The sequence below is a fragment of the Streptomyces sp. NPDC087906 genome, from assembly GCF_055584925.1.
Genome location: NZ_JBVJLC010000003.1, coordinates 340,104 through 366,157, shown reverse-complemented (window position 1 = coordinate 366,157; position 26,054 = coordinate 340,104). Strand labels below are relative to the sequence as shown.

Below are 26,054 nucleotides of genomic sequence, written 5' to 3'. Positions count from 1 at the left end.
TTCCACCGATGGTATCGGTTGCGAGCCGCAACTGAGCAAGCCAGCACCCGAGTCGAGCGGCTTGAAGCCAGTGTCAGAGAGCGACAGGGTGTGATCTTATCCGTCGCGAAACAACCTCAAAAGCGACAATCAGCCCTGGAATCGGTACTCCTCCAACAGTCGGCGCCCAATGATCATTTTCTGGATCTCGGCGGTACCTTCGCCGATCAGCAGCATCGGCGCCTCCCGGTAAAGTCGCTCGATCTCGTACTCCTTCGAGAAGCCGTAACCGCCGTGGATCCGGAAGGCGTCCTCGACGACTTCCTTGCAGTACTCGGAGGCGAGGTACTTCGCCATCCCTGCCTCCAGGTCGTTTCGTTCACCGGAGTCCTTTTTGCGTGCCGCGTTGACCATCATCGCATGCGCCGCCTCGACCTTGGTAGCCATCTCGGCCAGCTTGAACTGGATGGCCTGGTGCTCGGCGATGGCCTTGCCGAAGGTGTGCCGCTGCTGGGCATATGAGACGCCCAGTTCAAAGGCGCGCTGGGCGACGCCGCAGCCGCGCGCCGCGACATTGACCCGGCCGACCTCGACACCGTCCATCATTTGGTAAAACCCTCGGCCGGTGGTGCCGCCCAGTACCCGATTGGCCGGAATGCGAAGTCCGTCCATGATCAGCTCGGTGGTGTCGACGCCCTTGTACCCCATCTTGTCGATCTTCCCGGGGATGGTGAGCCCTGGCCGCACCTCGCCGAAACCGGGCTCCTTCTCCACCAGGAACGTCGTCATCGACTTGTGCCGCGCGGTGCCTTCGGGATGTCCTTCGTCACTCCGGCACAGCACGGCGACGAGTGTGGACGTCCCACCGTTCGTCAACCACATCTTCTGGCCCGTGAGTACGAAGTCGTCGCCGTCCCTGACGCCCTTGGACGTGATGGCCGACACGTCGGAGCCGAGCCCCGGCTCCGACATCGAGAAGGCGCCGCGCACCTCGCCCGCCGCCATCCGGGGCAGGAAGGCGTCCTTCTGCTCCTCGGTGCCGTGCTGCTTGAGCATGTAGGCCACGATGAAATGGGTGTTGATGATGCCCGAAACGGACATCCAGCCGCGGGCGATCTCCTCCACGCACAGCGCGTAGGTGAGCAGGGACTCGCCGAGTCCGCCGTACTCCTCCGGGATCATCAGCCCGAACAGGCCGAGTTCCTTGAGTCCTTCGACGATCTGCTGCGGGTACTCGTCGCGGTGCTCCAGTTCGGTGGCGACCGGAATGATCTCTTTGTCGACGAAGTCCCTTACCGTCGACAGGATCTCCCGCTGCACATCGGTCAGGTCCGCTGTCTGTGCGAGTCGGCTCATCTCACTTCTCCCGTGACTTCTGCGGCGGATCCAGCGGTTCGGGGCGGCCCGGCTGTTCGCCGCCGCGCTCCTCTACGTGGGCCCGGGTGGGGACCATCACCTTGCGGCGGAACACGCACACCACCGTGCCGTCCTGGTTGTAGCCGCGCGTCTCGACCTCGACGACGCCCCGGTCCGCCTTGGACCGCGAGGGCGTCTTCGCGAGGACCGTCGACTCGCCGTAGAGCGTGTCGCCGTGGAAGGTCGGCGCGATGTGCTTGAGCGACTCGACCTCCAGATTGGCGATGGCCTTGCCGGAGACGTCGGGCACCGACATGCCGAGCAGCAGCGAGTAGACGTAGTTGCCGACGACCACGTTCTTGCCGAAGTCCGTTGTCCTCCCCGCGTAGTTGGCGTCCAGGTGCAGCGGGTGGTGGTTCATGGTCAGCAGGCAGAACAGATGGTCGTCGTACTCCGTGACGGTCTTGCCCGGCCAGTGCTTGTAGACGGCGCCGACCTCGAACTCCTCAAATGTGCGGCCGAACTGCATCGCTCACACCTCCGGGGCTTCGAAGGAGGTGGTGCGCCGCAGGCCGGCGGCGCGGCCCTTGCCGGAGACCACCAGCGCCATCTTGCGGCTGGCCTCGTCGATCATCTCGTCGCCGAGCATCGCCGAGCCCTTCCTGCCGCCCGCCTCCGACGTGTAGTACTCGTACGCGTCGAGGATCAACTCGGCGTGGTCGTAGTCGTCCTGCGAGGGCGAGAAGATCTCGTTCGCCGCGTCGATCTGCCCGGGGTGCAGCACCCACTTGCCGTCGAAACCGAGCGCCGCGGCCCGCCCCGCCACCTCGCGGAACGCGTCCACGTCCCGGATCTGCAGGAACGGGCCGTCGATCGCCTGGAGGTCATGGGTGCGGGCCGCCATCAGGATGCGCATCAGGATGTAGTGGTACGCGTCGGCGCCGTAACCGGGCGGCTGCTGGCCCACGACCAGGGTCTTCATGTTGATGGACGCCATGAAGTCGGCGGGGCCGAAGACGATGGTCTCGAGGCGCGGCGAGGAAGCGGCGATCTCGTCGACGTTCACCAGGCCCTTGGCGTTCTCGATCTGCGCCTCGATGCCGATCCTGCCGACCTCGAACCCCATCGTCTTCTCGATCTGGGTCAGCAGCAGATCCAGCGCGACGACCTGCTGCGCGTCCTGGACCTTCGGCAGCATCAGGCAGTCGAGGTTCTGCCCTGCCCCCTCGACCACGGTCACGACGTCGCGGTAAGTCCACTGCGTCGTCCAGTCGTTGACCCGTACGACCCGTGTCTTGCCCGTCCAGTCGCCCTTGTTGAGCGCGTCCACGATGGTGTGCCGCGCGCCCTCCTTGGCGAGCGGCGCGCACGCGTCCTCCAGGTCCAGGAACACCTGGTCGGCCGGGAGCCCCTGGGCCTTCTCCAGGAAGCGCGGGTTCGATCCCGGCACCGCGAGGCAGGAGCGGCGGGGCCGGAGACGGTTCACGGACGTCATGCGGGGACCTCCAGAGGGGCGAGTGCGTTGGCGGAGCGGATCTCGTCGACGATACGGCCGATGATCTCCGTGATACCGAAGTCCTTCGGGGTGAAGACGGCGGCCACCCCGGCGCCGAGAAGCGTGCGCGCGTCGCCGGCCGGGATGATCCCGCCGACGATGACCGGTACGTCACCCGCGCCCGCCGCGCGCAGCCGCGCCAGTACGTCGGGCACCAGCGCCGCGTGCGACCCGGACAGGATCGACAGGCCCACGCAGTGCACGTCCTCGGCGAGCGCGGCGTCCACGATCTGCTCGGGCGTCAGCCTGATGCCCTGGTAGACGACCTCGAACCCGGCGTCCCGGGCGCGCACCGCGATCTGCTCGGCGCCGTTGGAGTGCCCGTCGAGCCCCGGCTTGCCCACCAGCAGCCGCAGCCGGCCGACGCCCAGGTCCCGGGCCGTGTCCGCCACCTTCGCGCGGACGGCGGCCAGCGGTGTGCCCGCCTCGGCCGCGGCGGTCACCGGCGCGCCGCCGACGCCTGTCGGGGCCCGGAACTCGCCGAAGACGTCGCGCAGCGCCCAGGCCCACTCGCCGGTCGTCACACCGGCCCTGGCGCACTCCACGGTGGGCTCCATCAGATTGCCGGTGCCGGCCGCGGCCTTGCGCAGCGCGGTCAGCGCCTCCGTGGCGCGCGGCTCGTCGCGGTGCTCGCGCCAGGTGTGCAGGGCGGCCACCACCCGCGCCTCGTTGGCCGGGTCGATCGTCATGATCGCGGTGTCCAGGTCGGCGGTGAGCGGGCTGGGCTCCGTCGACTCGTAGCAGTTGACGCCGACGATCTTCTCGTCGCCCGACTCGATGCGCGCGCGCCGCTCGGCGTGCGCCGAGACCAGCCGCGACTTGAGATAGCCGGACTCGACGGCCGCCATCGCGCCGCCCATCTCCTCGATCCTGGCCATCTCGGCGAGGCTCTCGGTGACCAGCTCGGCGACCTTCGCCTCGACCACGTGCGAGCCCTCGAAGAGGTCCGGGTACTCCAACAGGTCGCTCTCGTGGGCGAGTACCTGCTGTATCCGCAGCGACCACTGCTGGTCCCACGGCCGGGGCAGCCCCAACGCCTCGTTCCAGGCCGGGAGTTGTACGGCGCGGGCGCGGGCGTCCTTGGAGAGGGTGACGCCCAGCATCTCCAGCACGATGCGCTGGACGTTGTTCTCCGGCTGCGCCTCCGTCAGACCCAGGGAGTTGACCTGGACGCCGTAGCGGAAGCGGCGCTGCTTGGCGTCCTCGACGCCGTACCGCTCCCGGGTCAGTTGGTCCCAGATACGGGAGAAGGCGCGCATCTTGCACATCTCCTCGACGAACCGCACACCGGCGTTGACGAAGAAGGAGATCCGGCTGACCACCTCGCCCTTGCGGTCGTCGGCGATCTGCCCCGAGGCGAACACCGCGTCCAGCACGGCGACGGCGGTCGACATCGCGTAGGCGATCTCCTGGACGGGGGTGGCCCCCGCCTCCTGGAGGTGGTAGCTGCAGATGTTGATGGGGTTCCAGCGCGGGATGTGGTTCACCGTGTACGTGATCATGTCCGTGGTGAGCCGCAGACTCGGCGCCGGCGGGAACACATGCGTGCCCCGGGACAGGTACTCCTTGACGATGTCGTTCTGCGTCGTCCCCTGGAGCCGGGCGAGATCGGCGCCCTGCTCCTCGGCGACCACCTGGTAGAGCGCCAGCAGCCACATGGCGGTGGCGTTGATGGTCATGGACGTGTTCGTACGGTCCAGCGGGATGTCCTCGAACAGCCGCCGCATGTCGCCGAGATGGGTGACCGGCACGCCGACCCGGCCGACCTCGCCGCGGGCGAGCACGTGGTCCGGGTCGTAACCCGTCTGGGTCGGCAGGTCGAAGGCGACGGAGAGCCCGGTCTGGCCCTTGGCGAGGTTGCGGCGGTAGAGCAAGTTGGACGCCTCGGCCGTGGAGTGCCCCGCGTACGTCCGCATCAGCCACGGGCGGTCCTTCTCGCCCATCACAGCGTCCGGAACCGGTTGATGGCGTCGATGTGTTCGGCGCGCTTCTCCTCGTCGCGCACACCCATCCCCTCCCGGGGCGCGAGCGCCAGCACACCGACCTTGCCCTGGTGCAGGTTGCGGTGGACGTCGTACGCGGCCTGCCCGGTGTCCTGGAGCGCGTACACCTTCGAGAGCGTCGGGTGGATCTTGCCCTTCGCCACCAGCCGGTTGGCCTCCCACGCCTCGCGGTAGTTGGCGAAGTGCGAGCCCACGATCCTCTTCAGGGACATCCACAGATAGCGGTTGTCGTACTCGTGCGTGTAGCCGGACGTGGAGGCGCAGGTGACGATCGTGCCGCCCTTGCGCGTCACATACACACTGGCGCCGAAGGTCTCCCGGCCCGGGTGCTCGAAGACGATGTCGACGTCCTCGCCGCCGGTGACCTCGCGGATGCGCTTGCCGAACCGCTTCCACTCGCGCGGGTCCTGGTGGTGCTCGTCCTTCCAGAACCGGTACTCCTCGGCGTTCCTGTCGATGACGGCCTCCGCGCCCATCCGCGCGCACAGCTCCGCCTTCTGCGGGCTGGACACGACACAGACGGGGTTGGCGCCGCCGGCGAGCGCGAACTGCGTGGCGTACGAGCCGAGTCCGCCGCTGGCGCCCCAGATCAGCACGTTGTCACCCTGCTTCATCCCGGCGCCGTTGCGGGAGACGAGCTGGCGGTACGCGGTCGAGTTGACCAGCCCCGGCGCCGCCGCCTCCTCCCAACTCAGGTGCGCCGCCTTGGGCATGAGCTGGTTGGACTTGACGAGCGCCAGCTCCGCGAGCCCGCCGAAGTTGGTCTCGAAGCCCCAGATCCGCTGCTCAGGGTCGAGCATCGTGTCGTTGTGCCCGTCGGAGGACTCCAGCTCGACGGAGAGGCAGTGGGCGACGACCTCGTCGCCCGGGTGCCAGGCGTTGACACCGGGTCCGGTGCGCAGCACGACACCGGCCAGGTCGGAGCCGATGACGTGGTACGGCAGGTCGTGGCGCTTGGTCAGCTCGCTGAGCTTGCCGTAGCGCTCCAGGAACCCGAAGGTCGCCATCGGCTCGAAGATGGACGTCCAGACGGAGTTGTAGTTGACCGAGCTGGCCATCACGGCGACCAGCGCCTCGCCAGGACCGAGTTCCGGCACGGGCACGTCGTCGAGGTGGAGCGACTTGCGGGGGTCCTTCTCGTTGGTGGGCAGCCCTGCGAACATCTCCGTCTCGTCCTTGCGCACCGTCACGGCGCGGTAGGACTCGGGGACGGGCAGCGCGGCGAAGTCGGCGGACGTGCTGTCCGGGGACTCGATGGCGTCCAGGATTTCCTTCACGGTGTCGCCTCCGGCGAAGCGTGTTGCGGGAACGCTGAGGGGGTGCGTGTGCCGTCGGTCCGGCGGGTGTGGCTGATCGAGGTCATGCTGATCGGCGGCGCCGGGTGGGCGCGGAGGGTGCCTGTGACGCAGGCGTCCGGGGCGCTGGCGAGATGGCCTGCGGGGACATCCGGACACCTTCACGGTATGGCACGCCGTGCCAGGTGACAAGACACTGCGTGCCAGTAATTTCCCCGGCGGACGCCTCGGGTCATCGGATACTCACTTTCCGTGATCGCGACTGGGCGCGACGACGAACGGAGGGGGACGGCCCCTCCGGCATGTGACCCCACCGGCATTTCTATATACGGAACGCCGTCCCACCGGGGACGACACGCGCTCGGGAAGGACCCGTCCCGGCGCTACGCGTTCTTGAGCGCCTTTTTGATGGTCCGCATGACCTCGTCCAGCGGCGCGTCCACATGCGCCACCGCCACCAGCACGTCCCCGCTGGTACGCGCCGTCGCCGCCGCCCGCTCCGGCTTGCCGCCGACGGTGCGGCCCGCGCCGATGCCGGCGCCGAACGTGTCGCGGACGATCTCGAAGGCGTGGTCGAGCTGCGCCTCCACATCGCCCTTGCCGCCGGCCCGCAGCCAGCGCCGCAGCACATGGTTGTGCGCGGTGACGACGGCCGAGGCGGCCACCTCGGCCAGCAGCGGGTCGTCGTTGCCGTCGGTGTGGTCGTGCTCGTCGAAGTGCCCCAGCAGATAGCGGGTGAACAGCCGCTCGTAGCGGGCCACGGACGCGATCTCCCGCTCGCGCAGCGTGGGCACCTCGCGGGTCAGCCGGTAGCGCTCCACGGAGACGGCGGGCGACGCCGCGTACATCCGCATGACCTCTTTGATGCCGCGGCACACCGTGTCCAGCGGGTGCTCGTGGGCCGGGGCCGCGTTCAGTACGGCCTCGGCCCGGACGAGCGTGTCGTCGTGGTCGGGGAAGATCGCCTCCTCCTTCGACCGGAAATGCCGGAAGAAGGTGCGGCGTGCGACCCCGGCCGTCGCCGCGATCTCGTCGACCGTCGTCGCCTCGTACCCCTTGGTGGCGAACAGTTCCATCGCCGCCGCCGCCAGTTCGCGGCGCATCTTCAGCCGCTGGGCCGCGGCGCGGGTGCTCGCCGCAGTCTCAGGAGCATCGGACCTGGCAGTCGTACGGGAGGTCGTACGGGAGGATTTGGCCGACTGGGACATGAGGTGAACGTACTGCATCCGCCCTGCGGAAATCTCCTGCGGGGCGGGGCCGCCCGGATCGCCAGGGGGGCGCGCCCCGCCGTCGGCTTCGGGGCCGGGCCCCGGGTCAGCTTGGGGGCGGGGCCCCGGGTCAGCCTGGGGGCCGGGCCCCGGGTCAGCTTGGGGGCCGGGCCCGTCGTCAGCGCCGCGCATATTCGCGGAAGCCGCGCCCGGTCTTGCGGCCCAGGCACCCGGCGGCCACCAGATGCTCCAGCAGCGGCGCGGGCGCGAGGCCCGGGTCGCGGAACTCGCGGTGCAGCACCCGCTCGATGGCGAGGGACACGTCGAGCCCCACCACGTCGAGGAGTTCGAAGGGCCCCATCGGATAGCCGCCGCCGAGCTTCATCGCCGCGTCGATGTCGTCGAGCGTGGCGTAGTGCTCCTGCACCATCTTGACCGCGTTGTTCAGGTACGGGAACAGCAGCGCGTTCACGATGAAGCCCGCCCGGTCGCCGCAGTCCACCGGATGCTTGCGGATCGCCGCGCTCACCTCGTGCACCGCGGCGTGCGCCTCGTCCGACGTGAGGACCGTACGGACCACCTCGACCAGCTTCATGGCCGGGGCCGGGTTGAAGAAGTGCATACCGACGACGTCCCGGGGGCGGGAGGTGGCGCGGGCGCACGCGATCACCGGCAGCGAGGAGGTGGTCGTCGCGAGGACGGCGCCGGGGCGGCAGACCTTGTCGAGAGTGGCGAAGAGCTGCTGCTTGACCTCCAGATCCTCCACCACGGCCTCGACGGCGAGATCGACGTCGGCGAACGCGTCGAGCGAGCCCGCCGGCACGATCCTGGCCAGCGCCTCGGCCCTGGCGTCGGCCGTCAGCCGCCCTTTGTCGACGGATCGCTGAAGCGATGCGGCGACCCGCTCCTTGGCCGCCGCCGCCTTCTCGGGGCCGCGCGCCGCCAGCACCACGTCGTAGCCGGCCTTCGCGAAGACCTCGGCGATACCGCTCGCCATCGTGCCGGACCCGGCGACCCCCACCGAGGTGACCGTCCGCTCGGCCCCGGCCCCCGCGCGGGCGGGCGGCGTGAGCGCGTCGGGGACGACGGTGGGGCTGCCCGGCGCCTCGTACGTGTAGAAGCCGCGGCCCGACTTGCGGCCGGTGAGCCCCGCCTCGCTGAGCTGCCTGAGCACCGGCGCCGGCGCGTGCAGCCGGTCGTGGGAGGCCGCGTACATCGCTTCGAGCACCGTGCGCGCGGTGTCGACGCCGATCAGGTCGAGGAGGGCGAGCGGCCCCATCGGCAGACCGCAGCCGAGCCGCATCGCGGCGTCGATGTCCTCGCGCGACGCGTACTTGGCCTCGTACATCGCCGCCGCCTGGTTGAGATAGCCGAAGAGCAGCCCGTCGGCGACGAAACCGGGCCGGTCACCGACGGCGACCGGCTCCTTGCCCAGCTCACGGGCGAGCGCGGTGACCGCTTCGACGGCGCCGGGCGCGGTGAGCACCGTACGGACCACCTCGACCAGCTTCATCGCCGGGGCCGGGTTGAAGAAGTGCAGCCCGAGCACCCGCTCGGGATGCGCCGAGTCCGCGGCGAGCCGGGTCACCGACAGCGCGTTCGTGCCCGTCGCGAGGACGGCGGAGGGGCTGACGATGCCGTCCAGCGCGCGGAAGACCTGCTGCTTGGTCTCGTACGACTCGGGCACCACCTCGATCACCAGACCGGCGTCGGCGGCGGCCCGCAGATCGGTGAACGTACGGAACCGGGCGAGGGCGGTACGCCCCTCCTGCTCGGTGAGCCGCCCGCGCTCCACGGCGCGCGCGGTGGAGGCTTCGAGCGCGGTGACGGCCTGGGCCGTGGCCGCGTCGCTGATGTCGATACCGATGACCTCGCGGCCGGCCCGGGTGAGGATCTCGGCGATGCCGGTCCCCATGGTGCCGAGGCCGACGACGCCGATGGTGGAGAGAGGGATGTCCATCACGGGACTCCAGGGGAGGAAGAGTGACGACTGAAGGGAGCGGCGGCGCGGGGATGCCGCGCACGTACGGGTACGTACGGGGCGGTGCGCCGCGTGTCCTGCGGATTGCTGCGGATTGCTGCGCGGATTCCTGCGGGTCAGGAGGGCGCGGCCCTGTCCCGGGGCCGCGTCGCTCGTACCGAACTCGTGCCGAACCGAGCCGAACCGACTGCACTGCGCTCTCGACGGCTGCGTCACCAGGCCGCCGGGAGCCGCGGGGGTTACCCGCTCATCTGAGGTTAACCGACGGGTAACGAGCGCGCCAGGGCTCCGTCCTGGCTGGCGGTTGTGGTCTGGGTCACGGATACTCTGGCCGTCATGGCCGCCATGAACGAGGACTTCCGCTCTCTCGCCGACCGGGTGCGCGACGAGTCCGGCGGCTGCGCCGCGTACGACCGGCTCATCGCCACCGAGGACGACGACGAGCTGGCCGCGGTGCTCGTCGAGCGCGAACGGCCGTTATGGGCCCGCGAGATCGCGGCCTTCCGGCTCGGCTGCGCCGGCGACCGCAGGGCCTTCGAGACGCTGGTCCTCCTCCTCAACCACCGCGACCCGGAGCGCTGCGTCGCCGCCTCGTACGCCCTGGCACGACTGGCCGACCCCCGCACGGCGCGCGCGGCGGCGGCACTGGCCACGAACGAGCTGCGCACGGCCTACGCCCTCCACCCGGTCCGCCTCCTCACCGAACTACGCGCCCCCGAATCCGTACCGGCCCTGATCGCCACCCTGGAACGCCTGCTGGCCCCGGACGAACCGCACTGGCGAGTGGCCCTGGCCTGCGTCGAAGGCCTGGCCGACCTGGCCGACCCGAGAGCCACGCCGGTCCTGAGAGCGGCCCTGACCAGCCCAAGGCTCCGCCCGGCGACAGAACAGGCACTGACCCGCCTACCCTGACCGACGGCCGCCGGGACCCGCCGGGACCCGCCGCACCGCGCCTACACACTCAGCCGCGCCCCGTACCGCACCTCCGGTACCGGTACGTTCGCCACCTCGTACGACTCGCTCGCTCCGTCAGCCGTGAAGCCCGCTTTTGTGTAGAAGCGGCGCGCGCGGCTGTTGTCCCTCAGCACCCACAGCGACATCGACCGGTACCCCTGCGCCGCCGCCCGTGCGCGCAACTCGGTCAGCAGGGAACGGCCCGCACCGGTGGACAGGTGGTCGGGGTGTACGTAGAGGGCGTACAGCTCCGCCGTGCCTTCCGGTGCTCCGGTGTCGCGGCTCGGGCCGAGGCAGCCCCAGCCGACGACCTCGTCGGCGCGCTCGGCGACGACGTTCACCACCCGGCTTCCGCCGGCGGCGAACTGCCGGCGCCGGCGCGCGGCGTCCTCCTCGACGCTCATCGCGTCCAGGTACGCCGCCGGCATCAGCCCCGCGTACGCGTGCTGCCAGCCGCGTACCCGGATGTGCGCCACGGCCTCGCAGTCGTCCGCCGTCATGTCCCGGACGCGGACCGGCTCCTCGGTCAGTCCTTTTCCCCGACGACGGCGAACGCCTCTATCTCCAGCAGCAGTTCGGGGCGGAACAGCGCGGCCACCTGGACCGCCGAGCTGGCCGGGGGGCGGGTGGTGTCCACGACCTCGTCGCGGGCTACGCGGATCGCGGGCAGGTGGGTGATGTCCGTGACGAAGTACGTCAGCTTGACGACGTCGGCGAAGGTGGCGCCCGCCGCCGCGAGGCAGCGGCGGAGGTTCTCGAAGACCTGGCGCGCCTGGGCCGCCGCGTCGCCCTCGCCGACGAGTTTGCCGTCCTCGTCGAAGGCGCACTGGCCGGACACCGCGACGAACGTGCCCGTGCCGTGCACGACATGGCTGTAGCCGTTGCCGGGGGCGACGCCTTCGGGCGCCGGTACATGGGTGAGTCGACTCATGCCGCCCATCCTGGCCGATGCCACTGACAACACGCCAAGGAGTTTCGCAGCCGGTGGTCGGCCCTCCGGGTCACAGCAGCGTGAGCTGCGTCGGCTCCGGCAGGTCCGGGTCGGTCGGTACCGGCAGCCGGCGCGACTCTCCCCGAGCCGCCGGGCCGATGCCGTACTCGTCGGCCAGCGCGTGCACCTGGCCGGTGATCCGGCGCTGGTACCACTTGGGGGCGTACGCGCCCTCCGCGTAGAGCCGTTCGTACCGCCGCACCAGGTGCGGATGGCGCTCGGCCAGCCACGTCATGAACCACTCGCGCGCGCCGGGCCGCAGATGCAGGACGAGCGGGGTGACGGAGGTCGCGCCGGCCGCCGCTATCGCCCGTACCGTCGCCCGGAGCTGGTCCGGCCGGTCGCCCAGGAAGGGGATGACCGGGGCCATCAGCACCCCGCAGCCGATGCCGTTCTCGGACATCGCCCGTACGACGTCGAGGCGCCGCTCCGGCGAGGGGGTGCCCGGTTCGACCGTGCGCCACAGCTCCTGGTCGACCGAGCCGACCGAGACGGAGATGCCGACCTCGGTGACGGCCGCCGCCTGCCGCAGCAGTTCCAGGTCGCGCAGGATCAGCGTGCCCTTGGTGAGGATGGAGAAGGGGTTCGCGCGCTCGGTGAGCGCCGAGATGATGCCCGGCATCAGCCGGTAGCGGCCCTCGGCCCGCTGGTAGCAGTCGACGTTCGTGCCCATCGCGATGTGCGCGCCCTCCCAGCGCGGCGACCCCAGGTGGCGGCGCAGCAGCTCCGGGGCGTTGATCTTGACGACGATCTGCGAGTCGAAGCCGAGCCCGGTGTCGAGGTCCAGATAGCTGTGGGTCTTGCGGGCGAAGCAGTAGACGCACGCGTGCGTGCAGCCGCGGTACGGGTTGACCGTCCATTCGAACGGCATACGGGACGCTCCCGGCACCCGGTTCACGATCGAGCGCGCACGTATTTCGTGGAAGGTGATGCCGCGGAATTCGGGGGTGTCGAAGGTGCGTGTGGTCACCGCGTCCGTCCCGAAGAGCGCGATGTCCCCAGTTGTCCCGGGGTTCTCGACCAGATTGTCCCAGCGCATGGCTGCCTCCTCGGTAGTGCTCCTCAGAGAATAGAACATTTGTTCGTTCAATGTCGGCCACCCCGATTTGGGCGGGCGCGCCGGGGGTGGTTGGCTGTCCGCACTTCACCCAAGAACCGAGTGCTGGAGGAACAGCCATGGCGCAGGTCGAGGCCACGACGGAGCGGCTCATCGCGGCGGACGCGGAGACCGTGTTCGACGCGCTGGCCGACTACCAGGACACCCGTGCGAAGCTCCTGCCCGAGCAGTTCAGCGAGTACGAGGTGCGCGAGGGCGGCGACGGCGAGGGGACCCTGGTCCACTGGAAGCTCCAGGCCACCAGCAAGCGGGTGCGCGACTGCCTGCTGGAGGTCACCGAGCCCACGGACGGCCAGTTGGTCGAGAAGGACCGCAACTCCTCCATGGTCACCACCTGGGTCGTCACCCCGGCGGGTGAGGGCGGTTCGAAGGCCGTCGTCACCACGGTCTGGGACGGCGCAGGCGGCATCGGCGGCTTCTTCGAGCGCACCTTCGCGCCCAAGGGGCTCGGGCGTATCTACAGCACGATCCTGGCGAGGCTCGCCGCCGAGACCGAGAAGCCCGAGACCGAGAAGCCCGAGACCGAGAAGTCCGGCGCCGAGAAGCCCGACACCGGGAAGCCCGGCGCCGAGAGGTCCGGCGGCGACGTCGAGGTGGCCCCCGGCGACCCGGCCGCGACCGACCCCGCCGAGGGCGGGAAGAAGTAGTCCCGGGCAACCAAGCGCCCCGGGTCACTCCCGCCGGGGTCACCGATTCGGGTGGTTTTCCCCGCGCCGCCGTACCGCGCTCCTCGCGTGCGGCGTCGCGGGAAAGCCCCTGATGAGCGCCCCGGCGCGGCCCCCGCCGCACAACACGCCCCCGCCGTAACCCCCTTCGTTCATGAGCATCCCGCTTGCTCCTGCTTGGCGCGCAATGCGAAGAATGACGCCGCGCAAGTGTGCCGGGTGCGGGCGTGACGAGGGGAGCAGTACGTGGGCGGGATCACTCTGGTGAAGGACGACGAGCGGACGCTGGTGTCCGCTCCGGCGGTGGCGGCTCCGCCACCTCCACCACCGACCGGGTCCGACGGGGCGGCGCCGGGCGAGGTGCTCAGCCCGCGCCGGGTGCGGCTCGTCTTCGTCGGCCTGATGCTCGCGCTGCTGCTCGCGGCGCTCGACCAGATGATCGTCGCCACGGCCCTGCCGAAGATCGTCGGCGAACTGCACGGCCTGGACCGGATGTCCTGGGCGATCACCGCCTATCTGCTGACCTCCACCGTCGGCCTGCCGATCTACGGCAAACTCGGCGACCTGTTCGGCCGCAAGGGCGTCTTCCTGTTCGCGATCGTCGCCTTCACCATCGGCTCGGCGCTCACCGGCTGGTCGCGCTCCATGAACGAGCTGATCGCGTTCCGGGCCGTCCAGGGCATCGGCGCGGGCGGGTTGATGATCGGCGTCCAGGCGATCATCGCCGACATCGTGCCGCCCCGGCAGCGCGCCCGCTACATGGGTCTGATCGGCGCCGCCTTCGGTCTCGCCTCCGTCGCGGGGCCGCTGCTCGGCGGCTTCTTCACCGACCACGCGTCCTGGCGCTGGTGCTTCTACTTCAACGTGCCGTTCGGTGTGGTCACGTTCGCCGTCGTCTCCGTCGTCCTGCGCCTTCCCAAGAAGGCGGTCAGGGGCCGGCTGGACGTGCTCGGCGCCGTCATGCTCGCCGGGGCCTCCACCTGCCTCGTCCTGCTGACCAGTTGGGGCGGTACGGAGTACGCGTGGGGCTCGCGGACCATCCTCGCTCTCGCGGCAGGCGCGCTCGGAACGGCCGTGCTGTTCCTGGTCGTCGAGCATTTCGCGGCCGAACCGATCATCCCGCTGCGGCTGTTCCGCGACACGGTCTTCAACACCACCAGCCTGGTCGGCGCGGTCATCGGTGTCGCGCTGTTCGGCGCCGCCAGCTATCTGCCGACGTATCTGCAGATGGTCGACGGGGCGAGCGCCACCGAGTCGGGGCTGCTGATGCTGCCCATGATGGGCGGTGTCGTCGGCGCCTCGATCGTCTCCGGGCAGCTCATCAGCCGTACCGGCCGCTACAAGATCTACCCGGTGCTGGGCACCGCGGTCTCGGCTGTCGGCATGTGGCTGCTGTCCCGGCTCGACACCGGCACCTCAGGGCTGGAGACCGGGATCGCGCAGGCGGTGCTCGGCCTCGGGGTCGGCATGGTGATGTCGGTGCTCGTGCTCGCCGTGCAGAACTCCGTACCGCCCTCCGACCTCGGCACGGCCACCAGTGCCAACAACTACTTCCGGCAGATCGGCGGCAGTGTGGGGGCGGCCGTCTTCGGCACGCTCTTCGCCAACCGGCTGACCGACGCGCTCGCCGAGCGCATCCCCGCGGGGGCCGGGCTGCCCAGCCCCGAGTCCATCACCCCGCAGATGGTGCACGCGCTGCCGCCCGCGCTGCGCGACGGCTACATCCAGGCGTACGCCGACGCGATGCCGCGGATCTTCCTCTATCTCGTGCCGGTGCTTGTCCTCGGCCTCTTCATCGCCTTCTTCCTCAAGGAGAAACCGCTGGTGTCCCACAACGCCTCAGCCGCCGAGTCCACCGGGGTCCCCACCGCGCGCATCGCCGCCGCCCAGGAACCCTCGCCGTTCGCCCCGCCTGTCGCGCCCGTCGCGCCGACACCGCCCGCGTACACCTCGGGCGTCGCCGTGTGCGGCACGGTCCAGCACTACGACGGCAGTACGGTGCCGCGCGCGGCGCTCACCCTCATCGACGTCCAGGGGCAGCAGATCGGCCGGGGCGCGAGCGGCGCCGACGGGCGGTACGCGCTCAGTGTGCCGGGCGCCGGGTCGTACGTGATGATCGCGGCGGCCGGCGGCCACCAGCCGCAGGCCGTGACGGTCACCGTCGGCGAGCGGCCCGTCGAACTGGACGTGGTGCTGGGCGGCGCGGGGCGGCTCGCCGGGGCCGTGGTCACCGCCGACGGCACACCCGTACGGGACGCGGCCGTGACGCTCACGGACGTGCGCGGCGAGGTGGTGGCCAGTACCCGCAGCGGCCGCGAGGGCAGTTATGTGATCGGCGAGCTGGTCGCGGGGGAGTACACCCTGGCGGCGAGCGCCCCCGCCTTCCGCCCCGCCGCGCTGCCGGTCAGTGTGCAGGCGTCGCGCGAGACCCGGCAGGACATCGAGCTGGCGGGCGGCGCCGTGCTGCGGGGCACGGTGCGGGCCGGCGGCGGCCGGCCGGTCGAGGACGCCCGGGTCACCCTGCTCGACGCGGCGGGGAACGTGGTGGACACCCTCACCACCAACGCCGACGGCACCTTCCGGTTCGTGGACCTCTCGTCGGGTGAGTACACGGTGATCGCGGCGGGCTATCCGCCGGTCGCCACGGTGCTCCAGGTGGCGGGCGGCGGACGCACCGAACGGGATCTCCAACTGGGCCACGAGGACTGACTGAATTTCAGTCAATAATTTGCCGTGCGCGGGCGCACCACCTATTAGTTCATTGCCCGGCGGATCGCGTGCGCAGGGCCGTACCGTGGTGGGTGAAGCCGCAGATCCTGGCGGCATGGAAGGAGCCTTCCACCCATGGACAGTGGCTTTCCGCCGGGCTTGCCGCAGCAGTTCGCCGCGGCCGGCCGGATTCCGCTCGCCGTGGTCGTCGTGGACGCGGACGGCCAGGTGTCGCACTGGTCCGCCGGCGCACGGAGACTTTTCGGCCATTCCAAGGAAGAGGCGGTCGGTCAGCAGGCCGGTGACCTGATGCCGGTCTCCGGAGCCTTCGCCGACGACGAACACGGCCTGGTCCACGGCCTGTACGAGGCGGCCGACGAGCTGGGTCCCGAGCTGCACGCACGTGCGTCCTACCCTACGGCGGGGCGGGCGAAGGTGTCCGAGCCGGGCCGGGATCCGCTCGACGTGCTGTGGTGGTCCTATCCGCTGGTCGGTCCCGGCACGGGCCGCCATCTCGTACTGGCCGCCGACGCACGGCAGTTCGGTGGGGACACGGAGGGAGAGGACACCGCGGCCCAGCGGATCACTCCCGGCTTCGCCGCGCACACCGAGTTGCCCGACGGGAACGGGCTGGCCAGAAGGCTGCCGGACATCCTGCCGAACATGGGCCCGGCCGAGGCCACCCGCATCACCTCGCAGGTCCTCGAACTGGGTTATCCGGTGCTGGAGTTCAGCCGGCACGCCCAGGTGCCCGTCACCCCGGACTGGGGAGTGCCGCAGCGCCCCGACGGCCGGCAGGGCGCCGCGCGTGCCGGCGCGGAGCAGGTCGGTGCCGGGCTGGGGCAGGCGGGTGCGGGGCTGGATTTCGCCGGGCCGGCCGCCGCCGTGCGACGGCCGGCGCCCCGACCGGAGACGGATCTCGAATACGCCGCCGTCCGTGAGCGGTTGGAGTTCCTCAACGAGATCAGCGGACGCATCGGGTCCTCGCTCGACCTGGAACGCACCATCCGCGAGGTGACCAGCGCGGCCGTGCCCCGGTTCGCCGACTTCGCCGGTACGCATCTGCGGGCGGCCGTCCTGGCGGGCGAGGGGTTCCCCGAAGGCGTGCCGGACGAGAGCACGGTCTGGCACCGGGTCTGGGTCGAACACAACGACGAGCCGGGCCGCTGGGACGACACGGTCCCGGTCGGCGAGGCCATCGCCTTCCCCCGGCACACCCCCTTCTTCCAGTGCATGGTCACCGGCGAACCGGTACTGATCCCGAGGCTCAGCGAGGAGCAAGGGGACCGTATCTCCGGGGAGTTCGAGAAACGGGACCTGCGGCCCCTGATCAACAACCGCTCGCTGCTGCTCGTGCCGCTGAAGGCACGCGACGTGGTGCTCGGCTTCATGGTGCTGATGCGCCGCAGCGACCGCGCGCCCTTCGACGACATGGACCGGACGACCGGCGCCGAACTCGCCGCCAGGGCCGGGCTCGTGCTCGACAACGCCCGGATGTACACCCACCAGGAGAACGTCGCCGAGACACTGCAGGACAGCATGCTGCCGACGGTCGCCCCGCACATGGCGGGCTGCGACATCGCCACCCGCTACCTGCCCGGCACCCGGCTCGGCCGGATAGGCGGCGACTGGTTCGACTCCGTCAAACTCCCCGGCTCACGGACCGCGTTCGTGGTCGGCGACGTGATGGGGCACGGCCTCAACTCCGCCGCGATGATGGGCCAACTGCGCACCGCCGTGCAGACGATGGCGACCATGGAACTGCCGCCCGCCCAACTGCTGCGCAACCTGGACGACTTGGCGCAGCGGCTCGGCGAGCGCTATCTGGCCACCTGCCTGTACGCGGTGTACGACCCGATCAGGTCCGAGCTGCAGATCGCCAACGCGGGCCATATCCCGCCCGTGTTGGTACGCGCCGCCGACGGCAGCGCCGAGCTGCTCGACCCGCCGACCGGTGCGCCCATCGGCGTCGGCGGTGTCGCCTTCGAGACGGCGACCTTCCCGGTGGCGCCCGGCGACCGGCTGGTGCTGTGCACGGACGGTCTGGTCGAGGTGCGCGGCCAGGACATCGGGGACGGACTCGCCGCCCTGTGCGAGCATGCCGCCCATCCCGCCGCCTCGATGGACGCCGCCTGCGACACGATCATCCGCGCCCTGAACACCCGGGAAGGCCGCGACGACGACGTCGCCCTGCTGATGGCGCGGCTGAACGGCATCCCGGCCGGTGATGTGGCCGAGTGGCAACTGGCCCTGGATCCGCGGGAGGTGGCCCGCGCCCGGCGGCTGGTGCACGGCAGGCTGCTGGACTGGGAGCTGCCGGATGCGGTGGACACCGCCGAACTGCTCGTCAGCGAGCTGGTCACCAACGCCGTGCACCACGGCAAGTGCCGCCACATCGGGCTGCGTCTGGTGCGTACGGACGCCCTGCTCTGCGAAGTCACCGACGACGAACCGGCGCCCGCCGCCCTGCGGGACGCCGGGGCGGACGACGAGATCGGCCGCGGCCTGCGGGTGGTCAGCCGGCTCGCCAGGGAGTGGGGCAGCAGCAGCGGCACCCAGGGCAAGACGGTGTGGTTCGAACAGGCTCTGGCGTAAAAAGTACGTTTCGGGTCGAACGGCTGAGCCCGGCGGCCCCGCGCACTTGCCCGGCGCCCGGCGGCAGCGGTAGTCCGGTGCCTCACAACCAGACATGGGGAGGCCGTATGGACGTCTCGGAGCGCTACCGGGAGTCATGGGAAGGTTTCTGGCGGACGACCTCGGACGCGCCGGGGGAGGCGATGTGGGACGCGGAAGCCGGCCTCTCCGCCGTCCCGCACACCGAACTGCTGCTGCCGCACGCCGACACCGCGCTGCCCGTGGTCGACCTCGGCTGCGGCAGCGGCACCCAGACGCGCTATCTCGCCACCCGCTTCGCCCGCGCGATCGGGGTCGACCTGTCGAACGCGGCGGTCGAACACGCCCGCCGCGCGGACCCGGAGAAGGCCGCCGAGTACGAACAGCTCGATCTGGTCGACGCCGCTGCGGTCCGGGCACTGGGGGAGCGCATCGGTGACACGAACGTCTACATGCGCGCCGTGATCCACCAGAGCGAGCCGCAGGACCGGCCGGCCGTCGCGGCGGCCGTGGCGCTGCTGCTCGGCGCGAAGGGCCGCGCGTTTGTGGTCGAACTCACCCCCGCCGCACAGGGCGTGCTGAAAGGCGCCGCCGAGTCGCCGGGCGGACCGCCCGCCAAGCTGCGCCGGGTCTTCGAGCACGGCCTCAAGCCGGCCGGCGCCGCCGACGAGGAGGTGCCGGAGCTGCTGCGCGCGGCGGGCCTGCGGATCCTGGCGAGCGGGGACACGGCGCTGCCGATGACGGAGCGGCTGCCGGACGGCAGCAGGATCGATCTGCCGGCCCGGTGGTTCGTTCTGGCCCGCGAGTGACCCGGCGGTTCGTGAACGCGCTGGTCGTGGGCCGTGCGGGTCGTTATAGAGGTCTAGACCACCGTTAGTTTTCCACAGGGCTGGATCGGCCACACCGGGGCGCGTACGGTTTCCGCCATGAAGATCCTCATCAGCGCCGACATGGAGGGCGCGACCGGTGTGACCTGGCCGGCCGACGTCCTGCCCGGCACACCCCAGTGGGAGCGCTGCCGCTCCTTGTTCACCTCGGACGTGAACGCGGCAGCGCTCGGCTTCCTCGACGGCGGCGCGGATGAGGTGCTGGTCAACGAGGCGCACTGGAGCATGCGCAATCTGCTCCTGGAGCGCCTCGACGACCGCGTCCAGATGCTCACGGGCCGTCACAAGTCGCTGTCCATGGTCGAAGGCGTCCAGCACGGGGACGTGGACGGGATCGCGTTCGTCGGCTACCACACCGGCGCGGGCGCCGAAGGTGTCCTTGCTCACACGTACCTCGCCAACTCCATCACCGGCGTCTGGCTCAACGGCGTCCGGGCCAGCGAGGGGCTGCTCAACGCCCATGTCGTGGCCGAGTACGGCGTCCCGGTGGTGCTCGTCACCGGCGACGACCTGACCTGCGAGGACGCCGCGGGGTACGCGCCGCTGGCCCGGAGCGTCGCGGTCAAGGACCATGTCTCGCGCTACGCGGCCGTCTGCCGCACCCCGGCGCGTACGGCGGCCGACATCCGCGCCGCCGCGAAGGAGGCGGCGGCGCTGGCCGTGCGTCATGAACCGGTGACCGGCAAGACCTTCACCGTGGAGCTGGAGTTCGACGCCGCGCATCTGGCGGCGGCCGCCACCGTCGTCCCAGGGGTGACCCCCAGCGGCGAACGGCGTGTCGCGTACACGAGCGGGACGATGTATGAGGGCATTCGCACGTTCAAGGCGGTCACCACGATCGTCTCGTCCGCGGTGGAGGAGCAGTATGGCTGACATGCAGACGGCGCTGGACGAGGTGGTCACCTTCACCTCCGAGCTCATCCGTATCGACACCACCAACCGAGGGAGCGGCGACTGCCGGGAACGCCCGGCGGCCGAATATGTGGCCGAGCGCCTCGCGGGCGCCGGCCTCGAACCCACGCTTCTCGAACGGACCCCGGGGCGCACCAACGTGGTCGCCAGGATCGAGGGCACCGACCCCTCGGCCGAAGCCCTCCTCGTCCACGGCCATCTCGACGTCGTCCCCGCCGAACCCGCCGACTGGTCGGTGCACCCCTTCTCCGGTGAGGTCAAGGACGGCGTGGTGTGGGGGCGCGGCGCCGTCGACATGAAGAACATGGACGCGATGGTCCTCGCCGTCGTCCGGGCCTGGGCCAGGGCCGGCATCAGGCCGCGCCGGGACATCGTCATCGCGTACACCGCCGACGAGGAGGCCAGCGCCGTCGACGGTTCGGGCTTCCTCGCCGACCACCACCCCGAGCTGTTCGAGGGCTGCACGGAAGGCATCAGCGAGTCCGGTGCCTTCACCTTCCACGCGGGCCCCGGCATGGCGCTCTACCCGATCGCGGCGGGCGAGCGGGGCACCGGCTGGCTGAAGCTCACCGCGCACGGCAAGGCGGGCCACGGCTCGAAGGTGAACCGCGCCAACGCGGTCAGCAGGCTCGCCGCCGCCATCGCCAGGATCGGCGAGTACGAATGGCCGGTCAGGCTCACCCCGACCGTGCGGGCGGCCCTGCGGGAACTCGCCGCGCTGCACGGCATCGAGGCCGACGTCGAGGCGCCGGACTTCGACACGGACGGCCTGCTCGGCAAGCTCGGCCCGGCTGCGGCGCTCGTCGAGCCGACCGTGCGCAACAGTGCCAACCCGACCGTCCTCGAAGCCGGCTACAAGGTCAACGTCATCCCGGGGCAGGCGACGGCGCTGGTCGACGGGCGGATGGTGCCGGGCGGCGAGGAGGAGTTCCGCGCCACCCTGGACCGGCTGACCGGACCCGACGTGGAGTGGGAGTTCCACCACAAGGAGATCGCGCTCCAGGCCCCGGTCGACTCACCGACGTTCGGCAAGCTGCGCGCCGCCGTCGAGCGCTTCGACCCCGGCGCGCACACCGTGCCGTACTGCATGTCGGGCGGCACGGACGCCAAGCAGTTCTCCCGGCTCGGTATCACCGGCTACGGCTTCTCGCCGCTCAAGCTGCCACCGGGCTTCGACTACCAGGCGCTCTTCCACGGCGTCGACGAACGGGTACCGGTCTCGGCGCTGCACTTCGGCGTCCGGGTCCTCGACCACTATCTGCAGACCGCATAGGGAGAGCCGCCACATGCTGACCACGGGCGCCTACGGAACGTGGCCCTCGCCGATCGACGCCGCACTCGCCGCCTCGCACGACGGCCGACCCGAATTCGTCGGGGCGGTGGGCGACGAGGTGTGGTGGACCGAGCCACGCCCCGCCGAGGGCGGCAGGCGCGCGCTGGTGCGCCGGACCGCCGAAGGACACGAGGAGCCGGTGCTCCCGGCCCCGTGGAACGTGCGCAGCCGGGTCATCGAGTACGGCGGCGCCCCCTGGGCCGCGCAGGCGCGCCCCGACGGCGGCCCGCTCGTCGTCTTCGTGCACTTCCCCGACCAGCGGCTGTACGTGTACGAGCCGGCGGCGGGCGCCGAGCCCCGGCCGCTCACCCCGCTGTCGCCGACCGGCGACGGGCTGCGCTGGGTCGACCCGCTGCTCAGGGCCGAGCGCGGCGAGGTCTGGTGCGTGCTGGAGGAGTTCACCGGCGAACTCCCCACGGACGTACGCCGGGTGATCGCCGCCGTACCGCTCGACGGCTCGGCGGCCGACGACCGCACGGCCGTGCGTGAACTCTCCGACGACCGGCACCACTTCGTCACCGGGCCGCGGCTGTCCCCGGACGGCCGGCGGGCCGCCTGGCTCGCCTGGGACCACCCCAGGATGCCCTGGGACGGTACGGAGGTGATGCTCGGCGAGGTCGGCGAGAGCGGTCCCTTCACCGCTGTCAGGTCCGTCGCCGGCGGCATCGGCGAGTCGGTCGCGCAGGTGGACTGGGCGCCGGACGGCTCGCTGCTGTTCGTCTCCGACCCCGACAACTGGTGGCAGCTCCAGCGCATCCGCCCCGACGCCCTGGCCGCACCAGCCGCCGCAGGGTCCGGGCCGCTCGCCGCCACGGTCCTGTCCCCCAGCGGCGCCGAGGAGTTCGGCGGACCGCTGTGGAAGATCGGCCTCCAGTGGTTCCACCCGCTGCGCAACGGCCTGATCGCCGTCATCCACGGCACCGGAGCCAACGCGCTGGGCATCCTCGACCCGGAGAGCGGCGAACTGGTCGACGCCGTCGGCCCCTGGACGGAGTGGGCCTCCACCCTCGCGGTCCAGGACAGCAGGGTGATCGGCGTCGCCGCCGGGGCCCGCACCGGCTTCGAGATCGTGGAACTCGACACGCTCACCGGCCGCTCCCGGGTGATCGGCGCACCGCACCACGACCCCGTCGACCCCGCGTACTACTCCCGGCCCGAGTCGCGGGTCTTCACCGGGCCCGGCGGCCGGGAGATCCACGCCCATGTGCACCTGCCGCACAGCCCCACCCACACCGCGCCCGACGGTGAGCTGCCGCCGTTCGTGATGTGGGCGCACGGCGGCCCCACCAGCCGCACCCCGCTCGTCCTCGACCTGGAGATCGCCTACTTCACCTCGCGCGGCATCGGCGTCGCCGAGGTCAACTACGGCGGCTCCACCGGCTACGGGCGGGAGTACCGCGAGCGGCTGCGCGAGCAGTGGGGCGTCGTGGACGTCGAGGACTGCGCCGCCGTCGCCGAGGCGCTGGCCGCCGAGGGCAGCGCCGACCCGGCCAGGCTCGCCGTACGCGGCGGCAGCGCCGGCGGCTGGACGACAGCCGCGTCCCTCACGACCAGCGACGTGTACGCGTGCGGCACGATCCTCTACCCCATCCTCGACCTCGCCGACTGGGCCGCCGATGGGACGCACGACTTCGAGTCGCACTATCTGGAGTCCCTGATCGGACCGCTCGCCGAGGTCCCCGACCGCTACCGCGACCGCTCGCCGGTCCATCTCGTGGACCGGGTCAGCGCGCCGTTCCTGCTGCTCCAGGGGCTGGACGACGTGATCTGCCCGCCCGTCCAGTGCGACCGCTTCCTCGCGGCGATCGAGGGCAAAGGCGTACCGCACGCGTACATCGCCTTCGAGGGCGAGGGCCACGGCTTCCGGATGCGGGACACCCTGATCCGCTCGCTCGAAGCCGAACTGTCCCTGTACGCGCAGACGTTCGGCTTCGATCGCCCCGACGTCCCGCGACTGGAGCTGCGCAAGTGACCGTCACAGCCCTGACCAGACCGGCCCGGCTGCGCGCCGGCGACAAGGTCGCCGTCGTGGCGCCCAGCGGGCCGCTGCCGGAGGAGCGGCTGCAGAGCGGCCTGGACATCCTGCGCGGCTGGGACCTCGACCCGGTCGTCGCGCCCCATGTCCTCGACACCCACCCCCGGTTCGGCTATCTCGCGGGCACCGACCAGGACCGCGCCCGCGATCTGACCGAGGCGTGGTGCGACCCGGCCGTCTCCGCCGTGTTCTGCGCCCGCGGCGGCTACGGGGCGCAGCGCATGGCCGAGTTGCTCGACTGGTCCGCCATGCGGGCCGCCGGCCCCAAGGTCTTCGTCGGCTACAGCGACATCACCGCGCTGCACGAGGCGTTCGCCGCCCGGCTCGGGCTGGTCACCCTGCACGGTCCGATGACGGCGGCCGTGACCTTCCTCAAGGACGCCGCGACCCAGGAGTCGCTGCGCGCCACGCTGTTCGAACCCGAGTCGGTACGGACCCTGGGTCTGGCGACGGCCCGCGGACTCGTCCCCGGCCGGGCGGCCGGTGTCACGCTCGGCGGCTGCGTCAGCCTGCTCGCCGCCGACCTGGGCACCCCGCACGCGCGGGGCGGCGCGGCGGGCGGGCTGCTGCTGATCGAGGACGTCGGCGAGGAGCCGTACCGGATCGACCGGATCCTCACCCAACTGCTCCGCTCGGGCTGGCTGGACGGTGTCGCGGGCATCGGCCTCGGCTCCTGGGCGCAGTGCGGCCCGTACGAGGAGGTCCGCGCGCTGCTCCTGGACCGGCTCGGCGGCCTCGGCGTGCCGGTCGTCGAGGAGCTGGGCTTCGGCCACGGCGCGACGAATCTGACGGTGCCGCTGGGCGTCTCCGGCGTCCTCGACGCGGACAGCGCCACCCTCACCCTGGACGTCCCCGCGCTGGTCTGACCTGCGGACCGATGAGGCGGGGAGTTGGTTAGGGTGGCCGGATGCCCGAAACCACCACCCCGCCCGGCGCGGGTCCGCGCGCGGTCATCCGTCCGTACCGGCCCGAGGACGCCGAGGAGTTCACCGCGCTCGCCCGCGAGAGCAAGGCGCTGCACCACCCCTGGCTCTTCCCGCCGGACGACGTGGAAGCCTTCGCCGCGTACGTGAGCCGGTTCACCGACCGGTCCGGCACGTCCGGCGCCGCCGGCTATCTCGTCTGCTCCCGCGCCGACGGCCGGATCGCCGGGTACGTGAACGTGAACAACATCGTCAGAGGAGCCTTCCGCAGCGGCGCCATCGGCTACGGCGCGTTCGCGCACGCGGCGGGCCAGGGGCTGATGTCGGAAGGGCTGGCCCTGGTGAAGGAGCACGCCTTCGGCCCGCTCGGACTGCACCGCCTCGAAGCCAACATCCAGCCGGCGAACACCCGTTCCGTCGCGCTCGTCCGGCGCGCGGGATTCCGCCTGGAGGGCTTCTCGCCCGACTTCCTGTACATCGACGGCGCCTGGCGCGACCACGAGCGCTGGGCGGTCACCGCCGGCCCGCAATCCGCTTGAGGGACGGACCGCCCCTTGCGAGAATGATCGGTATGGCTCCTCTCGTAGTGATCGACGCACCCTCCAACCTGGGGCTTCGCCCGCCGGCGCCCGGGACGGTGCCCGGCTGCTACAAGCTGGCGGGAGCCCTGCGCGAGCAGCGCATCGTCCAGCGGCTCGGCGCCTTCGAGGGCGGTGTCGTCGTCCCGCCGCGCTACGACCGCGGCGACTGGCAGGAGGGCGACGGGGTCTTCAACGCCGCCGCCATCGCCGCGTACACCCGCCGGCTCGCCGACCGGATCGAGCGCCACGTCAGAAGCGGCGACTTCCCGGTGGTCCTCGGCGGCGACTGCTCCATCCAGCTCGGCGCCTCGCTCGCGCTGCGCAGGATCGGCCGCTACGGCCTGGCCGCCATCGACGGCTCCGCCGACTTCCGGCACCTGGGCAACTCGACAGCGGTCGGCGCGGCGGGCGGTGAGGAGCTGGCCATCTCCACCGGACGCGGTCAGGACGACCTCGCCGACCTGGAGGGGCTGCGCCCCTATCTGCGCGACGAGGACGTACGGCTGCTCGGCATCAGGGACGAGGACACGGACCGGGCCGAACTGGCCCGGCTGCGGATCCCGACCGTCTCCGTGGGGGAGATGCGCGAATGGGGCACGGCCGAGATGGCCGCCGGCGTTCTGCGGACCCTGGAGACCCCCGCCACCGACGGATTCTGGGTGCATCTCGACGCCGACGTCCTCGACCCGCAGGTGATGCCGGCGGTCGACGCCCCCGACCCGGGCGGCCTCCTGCCGGACGAACTCGCCGTGCTGCTGCGCACCCTGGTGCGCTCCGAGCGCTGCGTCGGGCTGAACGTGACCATCTACGACCCGGACCTCGACCCGGACGGCAGCGTGGGCGCGATGTTCACCGATGTCATCGTGGGAGCCTTCGCCGACGACAAGGACTGACGGCGGTCCGGCGGTTCAAACCTCTGGGGCCCCTGGTCAGTGCGGCGATCAACGTGTTCCATGG

General features: G+C 71.2%; 20 protein-coding genes and 1 pseudogene. 11 read left to right on the top strand and 10 right to left on the bottom strand.

Annotated features, from left to right (window positions below):
• Positions 1-129: 129 nt before the first annotated feature.
• From ACZ63I_RS11090 to ACZ63I_RS11060, 7 genes are all read right to left on the bottom strand, one after another.
• Positions 130-1,335 carry an acyl-CoA dehydrogenase family protein gene (locus ACZ63I_RS11090; RefSeq protein ID WP_469337551.1) on the bottom strand — a complete coding sequence of 402 codons (1,206 nt, stop codon included), beginning with the start codon at positions 1,333-1,335 and terminating at the stop codon, positions 130-132.
• A gap of 1 nt (position 1,336) precedes the next feature.
• A complete protein-coding gene (locus tag ACZ63I_RS11085; protein WP_469337550.1) occupies positions 1,337-1,864 on the bottom strand; it encodes a MaoC family dehydratase in 528 nt (175 codons plus the stop codon).
• 3 nt (positions 1,865-1,867) lie between these two features.
• Entirely contained in the window at positions 1,868-2,830 is a 963-nt protein-coding gene (locus tag ACZ63I_RS11080; RefSeq protein ID WP_469337548.1) for an HpcH/HpaI aldolase/citrate lyase family protein, read from the bottom strand.
• Positions 2,827-4,833, bottom strand: a complete 2,007-nt coding sequence (locus tag ACZ63I_RS11075; RefSeq protein WP_469337547.1) for a protein meaA — start codon at positions 4,831-4,833, stop codon at positions 2,827-2,829. Before ACZ63I_RS11075 ends, ACZ63I_RS11080 begins: the two co-directional genes overlap by 4 nt.
• On the bottom strand, positions 4,833-6,170 hold the full coding sequence (gene ccrA / locus ACZ63I_RS11070) for a crotonyl-CoA carboxylase/reductase (RefSeq protein ID WP_469337545.1): 1,338 nt from the start codon (positions 6,168-6,170) through the stop codon (positions 4,833-4,835). Before ccrA ends, ACZ63I_RS11075 begins: the two co-directional genes overlap by 1 nt.
• Before the next feature lie 401 nt (positions 6,171-6,571).
• Positions 6,572-7,396, bottom strand: coding sequence for a TetR family transcriptional regulator (locus ACZ63I_RS11065; protein ID WP_469337543.1), 825 nt, complete (start codon positions 7,394-7,396; stop codon positions 6,572-6,574).
• A gap of 178 nt (positions 7,397-7,574) precedes the next feature.
• Positions 7,575-9,356, bottom strand: coding sequence for a 3-hydroxyacyl-CoA dehydrogenase family protein (locus ACZ63I_RS11060; protein WP_469337542.1), 1,782 nt, complete (start codon positions 9,354-9,356; stop codon positions 7,575-7,577).
• A 366-nt stretch (positions 9,357-9,722) separates the two neighbouring features.
• Here ACZ63I_RS11060 and ACZ63I_RS11055 point away from each other — a divergent pair, with 366 nt between their 5' ends.
• On the top strand, positions 9,723-10,289 hold the full coding sequence (locus ACZ63I_RS11055) for an adenylosuccinate lyase (protein ID WP_469338328.1): 567 nt from the start codon (positions 9,723-9,725) through the stop codon (positions 10,287-10,289).
• A 41-nt stretch (positions 10,290-10,330) separates the two neighbouring features.
• Here the strand turns inward: ACZ63I_RS11055 and ACZ63I_RS11050 are convergent, their stop codons facing one another.
• The 3 genes from ACZ63I_RS11050 to ACZ63I_RS11040 form a co-directional block, all read right to left on the bottom strand.
• Positions 10,331-10,831 (bottom strand): GNAT family N-acetyltransferase, encoded by a 501-nt coding sequence (locus tag ACZ63I_RS11050; RefSeq protein WP_469337540.1) that lies wholly within the window; start codon positions 10,829-10,831, stop codon positions 10,331-10,333.
• 26 nt (positions 10,832-10,857) lie between these two features.
• Positions 10,858-11,262, bottom strand: coding sequence for a RidA family protein (locus tag ACZ63I_RS11045; protein ID WP_469337538.1), 405 nt, complete (start codon positions 11,260-11,262; stop codon positions 10,858-10,860).
• Positions 11,263-11,332: 70 nt separating this feature from the next.
• Complete coding sequence (locus ACZ63I_RS11040) at positions 11,333-12,361, bottom strand: Rv2578c family radical SAM protein (RefSeq protein ID WP_469337536.1); 1,029 nt, start codon at positions 12,359-12,361, stop codon at positions 11,333-11,335.
• Positions 12,362-12,498: 137 nt separating this feature from the next.
• Here ACZ63I_RS11040 and ACZ63I_RS11035 point away from each other — a divergent pair.
• The 10 genes and pseudogenes from ACZ63I_RS11035 to ACZ63I_RS10990 form a co-directional block, all read left to right on the top strand.
• A pseudogene (locus ACZ63I_RS11035) lies at positions 12,499-12,939 on the top strand (SRPBCC family protein); the annotation flags it as partial.
• A 411-nt stretch (positions 12,940-13,350) separates the two neighbouring features.
• Positions 13,351-15,813 carry an MFS transporter gene (locus ACZ63I_RS11030; RefSeq protein WP_469337534.1) on the top strand — a complete coding sequence of 821 codons (2,463 nt, stop codon included), beginning with the start codon at positions 13,351-13,353 and terminating at the stop codon, positions 15,811-15,813.
• A 135-nt stretch (positions 15,814-15,948) separates the two neighbouring features.
• Positions 15,949-18,408 (top strand): ATP-binding SpoIIE family protein phosphatase, encoded by a 2,460-nt coding sequence (locus tag ACZ63I_RS11025; RefSeq protein ID WP_469337533.1) that lies wholly within the window; start codon positions 15,949-15,951, stop codon positions 18,406-18,408.
• A 107-nt stretch (positions 18,409-18,515) separates the two neighbouring features.
• Positions 18,516-19,235: a class I SAM-dependent methyltransferase gene (locus ACZ63I_RS11020; protein WP_469337531.1), complete on the top strand. Its 720-nt coding sequence runs from the start codon at positions 18,516-18,518 to the stop codon at positions 19,233-19,235.
• Positions 19,236-19,352: 117 nt separating this feature from the next.
• Positions 19,353-20,186, top strand: coding sequence for a M55 family metallopeptidase (locus ACZ63I_RS11015; RefSeq protein WP_469337529.1), 834 nt, complete (start codon positions 19,353-19,355; stop codon positions 20,184-20,186).
• Entirely contained in the window at positions 20,179-21,498 is a 1,320-nt protein-coding gene (locus tag ACZ63I_RS11010; protein ID WP_469337528.1) for a M20/M25/M40 family metallo-hydrolase, read from the top strand. The genes ACZ63I_RS11015 and ACZ63I_RS11010 overlap by 8 nt, the downstream gene beginning before the upstream one ends.
• Positions 21,499-21,511: 13 nt before the next feature.
• The gene (locus tag ACZ63I_RS11005) at positions 21,512-23,530 is read left to right on the top strand and encodes an LpqB family beta-propeller domain-containing protein (protein WP_469337526.1); all 2,019 of its coding nucleotides are present in this window, start codon (positions 21,512-21,514) and stop codon (positions 23,528-23,530) included.
• A complete protein-coding gene (locus ACZ63I_RS11000; RefSeq protein WP_469337524.1) occupies positions 23,527-24,459 on the top strand; it encodes a S66 peptidase family protein in 933 nt (310 codons plus the stop codon). Before ACZ63I_RS11005 ends, ACZ63I_RS11000 begins: the two co-directional genes overlap by 4 nt.
• 41 nt (positions 24,460-24,500) lie before the next feature.
• A complete protein-coding gene (locus tag ACZ63I_RS10995; RefSeq protein WP_469337522.1) occupies positions 24,501-25,055 on the top strand; it encodes a GNAT family N-acetyltransferase in 555 nt (184 codons plus the stop codon).
• Between the two features lie 32 nt (positions 25,056-25,087).
• A complete protein-coding gene (locus ACZ63I_RS10990; RefSeq protein ID WP_469337520.1) occupies positions 25,088-25,990 on the top strand; it encodes an arginase family protein in 903 nt (300 codons plus the stop codon).
• Positions 25,991-26,054 lie beyond the last annotated feature (64 nt).

Excerpts from the sequence above, each read along its gene's own strand:
- ACZ63I_RS11090 (WP_469337551.1), bottom strand. The coding sequence starts at position 1,335 with ATGAGCCGACTCGCACAGACAGCGGACCTGACCGATGTGCAGCGGGAG.
- ACZ63I_RS11085 (WP_469337550.1), bottom strand. The coding sequence starts at position 1,864 with ATGCAGTTCGGCCGCACATTTGAGGAGTTCGAGGTCGGCGCCGTCTAC.
- ACZ63I_RS11080 (WP_469337548.1), bottom strand. The coding sequence starts at position 2,830 with ATGACGTCCGTGAACCGTCTCCGGCCCCGCCGCTCCTGCCTCGCGGTG.
- ACZ63I_RS11075 (WP_469337547.1), bottom strand. The coding sequence starts at position 4,833 with ATGGGCGAGAAGGACCGCCCGTGGCTGATGCGGACGTACGCGGGGCAC.
- ACZ63I_RS11065 (WP_469337543.1), bottom strand. The coding sequence starts at position 7,396 with ATGTCCCAGTCGGCCAAATCCTCCCGTACGACCTCCCGTACGACTGCC.
- ACZ63I_RS11060 (WP_469337542.1), bottom strand. The coding sequence starts at position 9,356 with ATGGACATCCCTCTCTCCACCATCGGCGTCGTCGGCCTCGGCACCATG.
- ACZ63I_RS11055 (WP_469338328.1), top strand. The coding sequence starts at position 9,723 with ATGAACGAGGACTTCCGCTCTCTCGCCGACCGGGTGCGCGACGAGTCC.
- ACZ63I_RS11050 (WP_469337540.1), bottom strand. The coding sequence starts at position 10,831 with ATGACGGCGGACGACTGCGAGGCCGTGGCGCACATCCGGGTACGCGGC.
- ACZ63I_RS11045 (WP_469337538.1), bottom strand. The coding sequence starts at position 11,262 with ATGAGTCGACTCACCCATGTACCGGCGCCCGAAGGCGTCGCCCCCGGC.
- ACZ63I_RS11040 (WP_469337536.1), bottom strand. The coding sequence starts at position 12,361 with ATGCGCTGGGACAATCTGGTCGAGAACCCCGGGACAACTGGGGACATC.
- ACZ63I_RS11025 (WP_469337533.1), top strand. The coding sequence starts at position 15,949 with ATGGACAGTGGCTTTCCGCCGGGCTTGCCGCAGCAGTTCGCCGCGGCC.
- ACZ63I_RS11020 (WP_469337531.1), top strand. The coding sequence starts at position 18,516 with ATGGACGTCTCGGAGCGCTACCGGGAGTCATGGGAAGGTTTCTGGCGG.
- ACZ63I_RS11015 (WP_469337529.1), top strand. The coding sequence starts at position 19,353 with ATGAAGATCCTCATCAGCGCCGACATGGAGGGCGCGACCGGTGTGACC.
- ACZ63I_RS11010 (WP_469337528.1), top strand. The coding sequence starts at position 20,179 with ATGGCTGACATGCAGACGGCGCTGGACGAGGTGGTCACCTTCACCTCC.
- ACZ63I_RS11005 (WP_469337526.1), top strand. The coding sequence starts at position 21,512 with ATGCTGACCACGGGCGCCTACGGAACGTGGCCCTCGCCGATCGACGCC.
- ACZ63I_RS10995 (WP_469337522.1), top strand. The coding sequence starts at position 24,501 with ATGCCCGAAACCACCACCCCGCCCGGCGCGGGTCCGCGCGCGGTCATC.
- ACZ63I_RS10990 (WP_469337520.1), top strand. The coding sequence starts at position 25,088 with ATGGCTCCTCTCGTAGTGATCGACGCACCCTCCAACCTGGGGCTTCGC.